Annotated in this window: 4 protein-coding genes; all 4 read right to left on the reverse strand. The window is 42.4% G+C overall.

All coding sequences use genetic code 11. The annotated features are described in order from the left end of the window. Positions 1-43 precede the first annotated feature (43 nt). Entirely contained in the window at positions 44-547 is a 504-nt protein-coding gene (locus HQN87_RS23070) for a HEAT repeat domain-containing protein (RefSeq protein ID WP_173138070.1), read from the reverse strand. Between the two features lie 7 nt (positions 548-554). Further along, positions 555-10,250 (reverse strand): RHS repeat-associated core domain-containing protein, encoded by a 9,696-nt coding sequence (locus HQN87_RS23075; RefSeq protein WP_173138072.1) that lies wholly within the window; start codon positions 10,248-10,250, stop codon positions 555-557. 68 nt (positions 10,251-10,318) lie between these two features. Beyond that, positions 10,319-11,113 carry a hypothetical protein gene (locus HQN87_RS23080; RefSeq protein WP_173138074.1) on the reverse strand — a complete coding sequence of 265 codons (795 nt, stop codon included), beginning with the start codon at positions 11,111-11,113 and terminating at the stop codon, positions 10,319-10,321. 14 nt (positions 11,114-11,127) lie between these two features. Then, the gene (locus HQN87_RS23085; RefSeq protein WP_173138076.1) at positions 11,128-12,072 is read right to left on the reverse strand and encodes a hypothetical protein; all 945 of its coding nucleotides are present in this window, start codon (positions 12,070-12,072) and stop codon (positions 11,128-11,130) included. Positions 12,073-12,084: the final 12 nt, after the last annotated feature.

The following is a 12,084-nucleotide window of genomic DNA, read 5'->3' on the forward strand; positions in this document are numbered from 1 at the left end:
TAATCGGGTAAAGTTATTCACTTCACCCAATTACGTTTATTACTCAATTATTTCGTTCTAGTTGTTTTACGGCATTTTCTCTGATTATTTCATTTTCCGACTCTGTAAGAAGTTTCAACTTCCCCCTTGAATCTTCAGTGTTAATATCACCCAGTGCCCATATACATTTGACAGCTAAGGCATACGCTTCGTCAAAGTCAAGATAATCGAATTGTGTTACAGCCGCCCTATACAAATATTCAATGCTAGCAGGTGATTTCAATCTTTGAAGAATCATTGCCAGATTTTCATGCTGAAAATGCCAATGAGACTCTATTAACTTGCAAGCAATTTCGACATAGTCTTCGTTAAACAGATTAAAAGAAAAAGCAATAAATAAAGAGTATTCAACCTCATTAGCTATTTTTCGATTATACGCTCGTTCTAACAGCATTAAAACATAACCTGAATTCTGTGTAACATCAACAGTGAAATCTTGCAAGAATTCAGTCTTAGTTATAGATTTTCTCATCAATTTTTTAACCACTTCTATTTCGGTATTTGTCATTTTACGATTACTTCCCTCCGACAATCTTATATTCTATTATGTTGCTATTAAAAGTATCCAATGCATTGCCTTTACCCAGACCTATATTAATTTGATCCCCTTCTCCTTTAAAGTATGCATTAATTGAAGTCCATCCTTTTGAGACTGTAGGCATATTATTATATACATTTTTTGTTAGATCCGAAGCATCTCTTACACCTATTTTCTCTAAAGATTTGGTAGTTCCAGCATTTACTTTAAACTCAATAGTGACTCCATCATAACCTTCAGAAAATGACCGTGTCGGAGAAATAAATGTCTCACTTGTTGCTGGCATTTTCCCTGTTTGTACGAGGGTATTATAGTCAGCTTTACTCATCGTTCTAAAGTAAGTTTCAAAATTCCCAGAAAGTTTCCCTGTTCCTCCAGCCGCCTTAACCTCGCCTTCAACAATTCCTGCCAGTTTAGGCTTACTGGGGGTTCTAGTTACACTCACCTTGCTCTCGGCTTGTGCCATTCTCTTTAAACTGAAACCACTGCCCACCAGGTTTAATGTAACTGTAGCATAGGCCTCCGCCATTCTTGGATCGGTGACCTCTTCCTTATACATTTTAAGTGCTTCACCTACAGTAAACCCTTTTTCAGACATATCGTAAGTGAATTGTAGCATATCAACTGTTCCCATGGGGCCTTTTGCTACTTTAAGCTTGGCATCCTTAAGAATATTAGACGTTACTTTTCCTTTGTTTGACTTCACTGCATCAATAACGTATAAAGATTTTTCCAGACTTCCCATATATGAACCTGTATCCGCTATAAACTTCAGTTCATTGGCTGTAACCTTATAGTTCATAGCAAGTGAAGCAGTCGCACTGTCTGTAGTCTTCTTTGTTGAGTCAACCGTCCTAGAAGAAGAGTTTACTGTAACCGTCAGACTTGTTCGTCCAATAGTCACCATGTTGACTGTTGAGTAGTTTATAGTACTCGCTCCACCTGAAAATGTATCTCCAACAGTTTTCCGCTCAGAATCCGACGCACCTATTCCAACCTTTTGTAACGCTTGCCTCCATTCCTTCTCTGTTGCATAGCCCTTCGATGTCCCATTCACCACAATCTTTGTAACTTCTGCTGTTTGGAATTGCAGTGGACTAACTACTGACTTATCTTTAGCCCCTTCTGTTGTTCTAACTGTTGTGGCTTGGGCAGTTATTGCTTTCTTTTCCGCCTCTGTCACAGCCTTGTAATAAGCATTCGTCAATGCAATGAGCTTCGCCTGCGCCTCTACATTTAACTTCTCATCACCCGCTGCCCAGTGGCCCGTAGGGTCCAGGAACAAGATTGGATTATTGTGAGCGTAAGTATACAGGTTCAAGCTTAATGGATTGGTGTCTTCGCCCCGGTAGCTGTCTTCGGATATGAATCTTGCCGTATAGGGATCGTAATAGCGGGCACGCAGATAGTATAGTCCTGACTCCGCATCATAGAACTCTCCCCCATATTGAATAGATTCTACATAGAGTTCTATCGTTAATGTACGGTTACCGAAGACATCATAATCGTACTGATTCTGCACTTCTCCGCTAGCAGTCACTGTCTGTACAACATCGCCATGACCATTGTAGAGATAATAGGTATATTTCTCAGCCTGGTCCATTCGTGCAATATAATTGATTCCCCGGATATAGCGGGTACTTAGCTTGCCGCTGCTATCCAACTCCAGGATGACATGCTGCCGATCATATACGTAATGGGTCTCTTTATCAACATCCGGAGTTTTAGTACTCCGTACCGTTTTTTGGGTTCGAAGACCATCGCCATTATACATAAACTCAATTTCAGATCGATCACCGGATTTAACGGTCACCGCTTTCTTTAACCGGTTGAAACCGTCATAGGTCCGGGACACTTTTTCAATATAGCGGTTAGTCTTCTGTAGTTCACCTGCTTCATACGTTTCTCCACCGGTTGATTGGTGTAGATCAGCAGAGTGGGGTTGAATATAACTGGTCCGCTGGCTTAACTCATTGCCACCTGCATCATACAGATAATCCACGGTTTTGAGCAGAACCTCTTTGCCATCTGCGCCGTTCATCCTCTCTTCCAGCTTCAATAATTGATTGCTGGAAGAATACAGGTATTCTGCTTTTTTTAATTTAAATTCAATAGCTTGTTGAGTTATTGTGTTCTTGTAGCTGCTTGGCTGCATGGAAGTGTAGGTCTCAAGCATAGACTTACGGTTACCCGCTCCATCATAAGCATAGACGGTCGTCTTCCCTGGCGCTTCAATCTGCAAAATACGGCCAGCTTGATCATATTTGTATTTCGTTGTACCGTAGCTGTCAGACTCCGTCTCTTGTCTTCCTGCTTCATCATAGGTGTAACGATAACCGGATATCTCGGAGCCATTCTTCCGCTTATTGATTACGGTAAGTAGACGATTGTTCCGATCATAGCCGAACACTTCCCTTACGCCATCTTCGTATTGAACCGCCGCCCGGTTACCGTTCAAATCATAAGTATAGGCGGTTGTATGACCGTCATAAGTCACCTGGTTCATCCTGCTTGATTTGTCATAATGATAGGTTGTTACATACCCTAAAGCATCTGTAATCGTATCAATGTTACCGATATCATCATAGGTATAACTAATTTGTTTCTTGCCATCTTTGGACATTTCTAATAACAGATTCTCAGAGTCATAAATGTAAGTGGATACCCCACTCTCATCGGTCATGCGAATACGATTACCTGCCTCATCATAACCATAGAGAACCTTGTCACCAGTCTGTGAAACCTTGGTTTCAATTAAATGATTAAAGTTGTCGTACTCGTAGGTAGTATCACGCATCATCTGGTCTGTCATTAGTATTTTGTTAAGTGCAAGATCATATTTATAACCAATTGATTGATTAGAAGCATCTGTAACGGACTGCTGAACTCCAAAGGAGCCATAACGATACTGGGTCAGCTTGCCCCGCCCGTCTTTCATAAACAGCTTGTTACCTATACGGTCATAACCATAAGTAACTTCAACCTGTTCTCCGTCTATTACCTTGATCAGATGTCCGGCATTATTGTACTCATATTGCATCAAGTTGCCTAATGCGTCTGCTTGACTGACCATATCTCCATATATATTGTATTGATATTTCGTGGTGAACTTGGAGTTTCCGTTCTGGGCTGCTAATTCAGGATCAATGAATGCTATAAGCCGATTAGCCAGATCATATTGATATACATTTCCATACTGTGAATTATCTTCGCTACCTGCAGCATATCCTTTTGCGTCGATTTTTTTGGTAATATTACTATTGGCATCGTAGATGTTTTTAGAGATCACAGTACCTTCAGGATCTTTGGTTAGAACCAGACGATTCAACTTATCATAGGTATATGAAATGGTATACCCCTTGGAGTTCTCTTCCTGCACTTTGTTGCCAGCCAGATCGTATTGGAATACAAATTCCTTGTCTTTCGTATTTGTAGTGACCGCTACACGGTTGGCAGCATCATACTGATAATGGGTTACTCCTCCCCGCTCATCTCTGCTTGTAATTTTATTTCCTGCTTCATCGTACCCATACTGCTTATAAACCGCTGTTGTCCCCTTGTATCGAACGAACTTCTCAGGGCGGTTCAAGATGTCGTAGGTATAATAAGAGGTATATAATTTCCTGTTCGTTGTATCCGTCTCCAGATAGCCATAAGCACGCGGATTAATGTCTTGAACTTTGTTGCCCAATATATCATAGACATAACCAGTAGTCTGACGAATTTTCCCAGGCATGTCTGTGGCTCTTAAGGTAGCTACATTAAGCAGGTAGGAGGCTTCACCTACACTTTCTTCATCCAGCCAGTTTGTTTTTTGAGTCAGCCTGTTCTCCGAATCAAATTCAAATTCTTGCACATCAGCAAGACCATCCAATCTCAGATTTTCCTGTCGGATCATATTGCCGTTTTTGTCATATTTTTTGACTGTATTTGCTCCACTGTTGTCTGCAATGTTTTGGACAAGATTGTTGTCATAATAGGTATAAGTTGTTTCACGTTTAGGAGAATCGTCCTTTGATCCTGTAATCATCTTCTTGAGCAGATTCCCTAACGAATCATACTTATATTGTTCAGATAAATAAACAATGTTTTTGCTGCTATCCATCTCCAGAGGGATTTTTTTCACAGTAAGCCGGTCCATGGAATCATAACTATACAGTGACAGACTTCCCCGTTTGTCTTTTTCAGAAACCTGATTACTGTTAAGGTCGTATTTTTTTTCAATAGAATATCCGTAAGGATCTTTTATTGATTTCTCTTTGCCAAAAGCATTGTAACTGTATACAGTCGTTGCTCCCAGCGGACTGGTTTCCAATATTTTCCTTCCCAGTTTGTCATATTCATATTTCACCACGCCTCCATCCGGATTGCTGACTTGAGCTATGGTGCCGTCCGAATTAACATTATAGAACGTGGAATTCCCTCTTCCATCAGTTTGCTTCACCAGATTATCCAGCACACTATACTCATATTGCTTGGATACACCTAAGGCATTGGTTTCATTAACCATCCTTCCTAAACCATCATAAGCATAAGTCGTCCCTTTGGAAGTTTTCAGGTTTCCGTTATATCTAAGTCCGTCAACAACCTTGGCAACCTGGCCATTCAGATTATACAGAATATATTCCAACCCGATTCCTTCAGGTGAAATTTTTGAAATGCGCCGGTTCATCGTGTCATAGGTATACGACATACCTTTCAACTGTGCTAACTGACCGTTCTTATCCTTCTCAGAGGAGTATTGGTTAGGTGACACTTCTCTAGTTAGATTTCCAGCCAAGTCATATACATACCTTGTAATGGCTCTTTCCCCATCACTTGATGGTGCAATCTTTCGGAGCAAGCGCTTCAGTGCATCATACTCATATAGAGTAGCCACTCCGTTGGGATTTGTCTCAGCAATCAAATTGCCATTACTGTCATATTGATAAATTGAAATTCCCTGCAACGCATCCGTCTTTTTAACCATGAGCTTATCATAGTCATATTCAAATAAAGTCTTATTACCTTTGGGATCAGTCTTGCTCTTGATCTGATCGTTCTTGTAATAGGAATAACTGGTGATCACATGCAGACGGTCCACATATTCATTGTCGAACTCCGCACCTGCAAGATATTCAGAGCTAATATCAGCAGTTTTAACCAGTAATGTAGACCTGTTCAGTCTTCCTCTAAGATCGTAGCTGTACCTTGTAATGTCGTAGTTAGCATCACTTACTTTCTGGTAGGACGCAATCACATTACCAGAGCGGTCGTAATCACTTTTACTCTCTCTGCCGAATGGCCCCTTTATTACGATTAACCTTCCCGCTTTGTCAAAGATTTGCTCCATCCGATTATCTGCGCTGGATTCACTCACAGCACCGCTGGCTTTATTCGTCTTACTCAGGAAGCTTTCTTTGACCATAATATTGGAGGCCTCATCATAATCAACTCGGGTTAACCGATAGTTGTTGTATGTTCCATCTTTATTGATGAAGCTTTTCTCTGATATCTGATTGCCTGCCAGGTCATAGCTGTAATATGTGGAGTTTCCTTCTTTATTTACACTCTCAAGAAGCTCCCCTTTGGATGAATACTTGAACATTTCTTTTGTACCATCAGCATATTCAATCAAATAAGGTTTTTCAAAAATATTATTGTATGTTTTAGTTACATGCCCTAACTGATCAATGCTATTAATCACCCATTTACCGGTTAAATCATACTCCTTCTTAACCGTAGAACCATCGGGATAAGTTAATTGTTGCAGTCTTCCTCCGAGGTCATAACTAAATCGAGCAGTATTGCCTGGACCAGTCGTTTCGATCAATACATTACCTGAACCATCGTAGCTAAGACTCTTGGTGAAATGGCTCGTGCCCTGCTGCTGATTTAAATACGCTATTTGTGCTGATACGACCAAGACGGGCTTGTCGAGCACATTATAACGATACTCCGCTCCTATAGATTTCGCGGGATTCTCGGTATTGTATCCTTCTCCATCCGCTTGTTTAATGGGATTACCTCTGCCATCGTACTCTTTGTAATCAACAACCTCTTTAGTGGTTCCATCGAATGCTGTGGTTTTCACCAGCCGGTTGAGGGCATCATACTCTTTTTCAATTCCAGGGGCTTCTGCGACAGATTGGGTATAGTATCTGGCGTCCACCATCTTCACAACATTCCCTGCTGGATCATATTGATAGCGGGTAGTATTTCCAAGCGGATCTGTAACACTTGTTTTTAAAGCCATACCATCATAGGTATACGAAGTTGTACGTTCGGTTCCAGAAATAATAGAAGTCTCAGCAACCAAATTGCCGACCTTATCATAATCAAAACGTTTTTGTCTTGCTCCCTTTGCATTAAAAGGAGACTTGGTGGTAGCAATCAAGTTTCTATAGGTGTAAGTATTTTCTTCAGTATCATAACTTGTACCATTAAAAATTTGTTTCTTCAAAAGGTTGCCTGCAAGGTCATAGACATATTTCGTTTCGAATTGTCCACGTTCTACAATCTTGCCGTCTCCTGCCTTCTCATTGGAGACACCAGATTCAAGAATAGGCCGTCCCGCAAAATCATATTGGAAATTACGGACAATTAGTCGATTGCCAATAGAATCACCATATTCAACTACTTTAGTTTTGTTCCCGTTCGCGTCATAATCATAATGAATATGAGTTGAAGAAGACTCTGTTAATTTGGAATACTCATCAGAAATTCGGTTTTGAGAATCATAGACATAAGAGATTATAGACGAGTCTTGATTCACACCACTGAGGAAAGCACCCACTGTAGTTTTGACAAGATTATTTACAGCATCAAACTCATTCCTCGTATAATAATAATCCGCAGATCCTGATTGTATTATTTTCTTGACTGTATTTCTTCCCAGATTATCATAGGTCCACTCAGTAATTTTACCTCCGGGAGCCTTTTCATTAACGACCTGGCCCAGAATGTTATACGTATACTCCGTAGTATTACCCATGGCATCCGTTTGGCTGGTCTTCCTACCCTGGGAGTCATAGGTATACCGGGTAGTATTCTGCTTCTGATCAGATTCGCTCAGAATATTTCCGGCATAATCAAATGAAGCGGTTGAGGTATAAAATTTCTGATGGTCAGGAGTGATTTCCCGTTTCACCATCTGGCCCAAAGGGTCGTAGTAAGATCGTTTGTCGTATCCTTCTTCGTCTGTAATCGTCAGCATTAAGGGCATCAGTGGATCGTTATTATTCTGATATTGCAGGGCAAGCTTGCCCTTAAGTGTCTGATCTTTGGCATAATAAGACTTCTCTACAACATTCTGATTAGAGTCATAGCTGTACCGGGCGCTATGCCCATTCGCATCAACCTCTTTAATTAAATTCGCAAAGGAATCATATTGCCTGATTAATGTTGTCAGCCATGCGTTGTCTTGCCAAATTTTCGAGTTCAGCAAATTCCCCAGAATATCATACTCGTTCAGATATTTGTAATTCCCGGCATCCGTGTACTGGATCTTGAAATTCGCGTAAGGACTCTCCAGATACTCGTATTGCAGCGACTTATTATCCGGCCTGATATTCTTGAGTACCCGGCCAACGGCATCGTATTGATAGGATGTTTTGTTGCCGTTCGCATCAATCTCACTAAGGATATTGCCTGTATGCATATCATAAGCATAGGTTTTGGCATAAGTCTTACCTCCGGACTGCTGATATTGCTTCGTCAGGTAAGCCCCTTTGGTATTGGTGCCATTAGCGTCGATGCCATATTCATAATAAGTGGTGAAGTCCTGAGAACTGTCATGCGCCGTCTTGCGGATCAGATTGCCAAAGGTATCATAGGCATAATCTGTAATCAGCCAAGGATTCACCGGGTCATCGTTCGCTTTACTCTCCTTGAGTACGTTCCCCTTGCTGTCCAGCTGGTAATTGGTCTGAGCCGTTGTATTCTGATCCAGCTTCCAGGTCTTCTGGGTCAGTATATGAAATTTGTTAATATCATAGGTGTACAGCACGGTGTGCTCATTGTTTACCGGGTACCCCTTACTGTCCCGATCAGCAATCGGCCCGGTATAGCTGGTCATATTGCCGTATTCATCGTAACGGTAGTTCTCAATTTTATGAACCGGTTCCCCCGTTGCCTGTCCGTTCGCCACCTGATAGACAAGGGTCTCCTGTTTCTTGACCAGCTTCAGCTCATCATGCTCACTGGTTACCGTTTCCTTATGATTCTTGCCCAGCTTCTCGGTTTGAATCATTTCCTGATTGCCGTTATAGGTGTATTTGACAGTGCTGCCATTCACATCTGTGAGGGTTGTGTAGTAACGGTATGTATCCTTAAGATAGGCCTTATCATCCTGCTTGTAGTCTGCGGTGCCATACCCGTCAGCTTCATTAGTGTAGGTATAGGTCTTTTTGTTATAGGTATCGGTGATGAATTTATCCAACAAGTTAGGTTTAGCAGCATCGAAGCCCTTCTTGATCAGATCGCTACTTTCAAAAACCTTTCTGTACTGCATACTGCCTTCATTCAGACGTTTCGTGTACGTATTATAAACATAGCTTTTCGCTTTATTGCTCTTCACTTCATCCACCAGTACAAGATTCTCGTAGCGGGAATACGCTGAATACTTGTCTTTGTTGAAATAGGTGAAGCCAAGGTCGGGCTGCTCATACCAGAACATATATTTAGGCTTAGCATCCGTATCATATACTCTTTGCAAGCGGGTTCTAATTACACGTTTGGAATCATTAACGAGGGCCGCTGACTTGTCATACACGATACTTTTATCTCCCGGAAGATGGAGAATGACTTGAAACTTACCTTTTAGATCACCAGAATCCGTGTTATTCGGACTTTGCGATGCGGTATAATAATTGTTTGCACTGACAGGAGCGTCAACGCCGATCGGTCCCACCTTATAGTTGAAATCCTCTTTGTATTCGATAGTCGTGTCACGGCCCACCGAGTCTGTAATTTTGGAGATCAGCTTTTTGGTGATGGAGTGACCATCTATGGAATAACTCAAAGTATCGTATTGAAAATTAATAGTATTGCCGTACCGGTCTACAATCCCCAAGATCCGGCCGTCCTCGGAGAAGTAGGTGTTCTTCCCATCCTTGCCTGTCATCTTATACTTGGAGGTTCCGCCCTCCTGTCCATTCTGGTAAGCTGTTGCTTCCCGGACTACCACATCTTTGACAGTCTGCCCCTCTGGCAAAAATACGTATGCACCCTCCAGGTTTGCAGGCTTGAGACGGTACACATCTCCGCTGTCTGTATGCAGGAACTTATGGCTGGAGCCATCCGAATTCACTTTAACCTCAATACTCGGAAAAGAGAACCGCATACCCATTCCCAGGTTATATCTATCTTCATAGAAGGAGGAAGTTTTGGCATAGGAGAATGCCCGGTCTACCCAAGCCCCATCAACATAATTCACTTCCATCTCTTGCACATTAGCCGCTTCATTCTTATAGATACGTTTGAATTCAAGGTCTAGCCCATTCTTGCCGGGCAGTACATAATCCGTCTGGGTAATACTCAGCGAGCCACTCTGCGGACTAATTTCATCTACCGTTTCATTCGTTCTCAGATAGGCAGGTGAGAGCATGGTATTATACTTTTGCTTGGGACCTACCAGATTATTGAGTTGATCCTGCAAGGTCTCGGCGCTGGCCGCCGGTAAGAAAAACATCATAAAGATAAATGAAGCTAATGATATTCGGATACATGCTTTCACAAAGCTACCCCCGTCTGCCTGTTAAATTATTCTCCGTACTTTTCCAGATAACTCTGGGCCATGATCATTTCATCTGAAACCCCTTGCGCAAGCTTGCTAACCACAACCTCGGCAGACTCCCCCAGCTTGTGTGCCAGAACAAAGGCATGTGTCACCTGCTGCTCCGTAAGCTTGCCATTCTGAGTATACTTATGTAGTTCTTGCTCTGTTAGTTGAACCCTCGGGAAAGAATCCCCGCTGTAAAGCACGCTTTCCCGCACAAAAACACCGCTCCACTTCCCTTCCTTGAGCTTAGCGTTCAACAAGTCTCCAAGTACCTTGCCGGTTACAAAAGATAATCTGTCAGCGATCATAATGTCATCCGAAGTTGCCCCTTGCATCTGCATCAGCAGCTCAAGCTCCGCCGGATCAAAAGATCTTGGGATAAACTCTGCATGGGTCTCACGATATTGTGTAAAAAGGGTCGCCCAGTCCTTCCCGGCAGCTGCAGCCTCAAGCAATGTAGCCCCATCCTTGATCGTACCGAAATTGTGATATAAGAAGTCATAAGCGGTCATTACATCAGCACGGCTATAACCGCCGGTAACCCATTGTTCAATCTGTGTACGATAAGCTTCTTGAACAGTAAACTCTTTAAGAAACTGATCGAATGTACTACGAACCACTTCGGACTGCACGGGTCCTGAGCTAACTCCATTACTTGCCTTAGTCTCCACTTTAGGAGTAACAGCTACCTTGGCATAGGCAAATACCCCTGCCTGGAACACCACTGCCAGAATGATGATAAAAGCTGAAACTTGAAGGATCTTACGTTTGTTCATTCCTGTTAACTCCTCTATTTATAATTAGGATTCATCGCCTGAATTTCTTGTCTGACTGCTTCGGCCGGATTCTGCGGCATCACATCTTGCACTGTAGGGGGATTAATATCGGGAAGCAGAGAGTTTTGCCCTTCGTTTGTAAGGCTCTTCACTTCTGAGATTCCCTCTTCGACTTCACGATGAAGTTCTTCCTTACCCTGCTGTAGCTTCTCTAACATGGTCTTCTCAAGAAGTTCCAGCGTTACAATTTCGCCTTCTCTTAATGTGATTGTTTTTTGCTCTTTATTTTCCTGATACATTTTGGGGTCAGTGATGTAATCCTTCAGGTTCAGCCCGATTTGAAGCGACAGTAAGTATTCATTCATCACTTCCTCCATCGAACCCAAATCCTGCTGCAGGGTGAGAAGGAGAGTGACTGCCTCCCCCTCATTGAATTGCCCGTTGATTGCCACGTATGCGGATTGCAACTCCTCTTCGGCTGACGCGTTCATATCTGACATTGCAGCCGGAGCCTCCACTGTAGCTGAAATTGCCGCACTGCCGGTAACCTCTTTCAATTGCTGCATGGTTCTTTCGGTCAACATTTTGGCTTCCATGATCTCATCATCATCGTAGCCCTTCTGCCGAAGTTCATTAAGTAATTCCTCACCCAGACCTGCCTCATGAAGCAGATTTGAACGACTCAGCTTATCTTCTTTATTGTTAGCTGGGAGCTGATGTTTCAAGGTCTCCGTGATTTCATTCCATGAGGAGCCTGCTTGTTTCATCTCTAAAATATGCTTGGCGGCAACTCCGCTCAGATTGGAAAGCTCTGCGGCTGTCTGTTCGTCTTGTTGCCGGGAAGATTCTTGTATGGCTTCCTCTTTGTTAAGCTTGGGAAAGCTAATAATGGCAGCCTCAGCCAGCAGAGCCACTATGATAGCCAAAGATATATATTTAACCTTTCGTTTGTGAATCATTTCAATTCCCCT

Origin of the sequence: Paenibacillus tritici (assembly GCF_013204885.1) — a bacterium.
GTDB classification, from domain to species: Bacteria; Bacillota; Bacilli; order Paenibacillales; family Paenibacillaceae; genus Paenibacillus_AQ; species Paenibacillus_AQ tritici.

Bases quoted from the DNA above. Each gene is read 5' to 3' on its own strand.
- HQN87_RS23070 (WP_173138070.1), bottom strand. From the start codon at position 547: ATGACAAATACCGAAATAGAAGTGGTTAAAAAATTGATGAGAAAATCT.
- HQN87_RS23075 (WP_173138072.1), bottom strand. From the start codon at position 10,250: ATGATGTTTTTCTTACCGGCGGCCAGCGCCGAGACCTTGCAGGATCAA.
- HQN87_RS23080 (WP_173138074.1), bottom strand. From the start codon at position 11,113: ATGAACAAACGTAAGATCCTTCAAGTTTCAGCTTTTATCATCATTCTG.
- HQN87_RS23085 (WP_173138076.1), bottom strand. From the start codon at position 12,072: ATGATTCACAAACGAAAGGTTAAATATATATCTTTGGCTATCATAGTG.